This is a genomic window from Legionella parisiensis (genome assembly GCF_001467945.1).
GTDB classification, from domain to species: domain Bacteria; phylum Pseudomonadota; class Gammaproteobacteria; order Legionellales; family Legionellaceae; genus Legionella; species Legionella parisiensis.
The window spans coordinates 1-523 of sequence record NZ_LNYQ01000011.1; the positions used below are offsets into that span (position 1 = coordinate 1).

Consider the following 523-nt stretch of genomic DNA (forward strand, 5'->3'; position numbering starts at 1 on the left):
CTCTTTATTACCCTAATTTTTAATGAACGTCTGGTTATTCCAGATTAAAATACCCTCAAAAAAAGTACTTTAATCTGGATAATCCTTTGAAGAACTCCGTAGGATTGGTGGGTCTGGGTGGACTTGAACCACCGACCTCACCCTTATCAGGGGTGCGATCTAACCAACTGATCTACAGACCCATTTTTACTTCGGCTTTTTATTTTTATCTTGCATGCTTGCGCTCACGAAGGGTCACATACAAATGCATGACTCTTCTTTTGTTCACCTGCACTTCGATTAAAACAAAACCTTGCAAAAATGCTTCGATGCACTTTGCTTTTTTTGACTTGCGATTTAGCACCGCATTTATTGAGAGGCACTACAACATCTCACTTACATCAACAACAATATCGTGATCGAATATCTTTTCCGCTTCTTCTCAGTTGCGGAAGGGATTCTTCATTATCTCGAAAACAAACTGTGTGGGCACTTTAAATTCTTTAGTGCTCTTAATTTAAGGAGGTGATCCAGCCGCAGGTTC

Annotated in this window: 1 tRNA gene; it reads right to left on the reverse strand. The window is 40.0% G+C overall.

From position 1 onward, the window contains the following. Positions 1–105: 105 nt before the first annotated feature. Positions 106–182 (reverse strand) — tRNA-Ile (locus Lpar_RS02695). Positions 183–523: the final 341 nt, after the last annotated feature.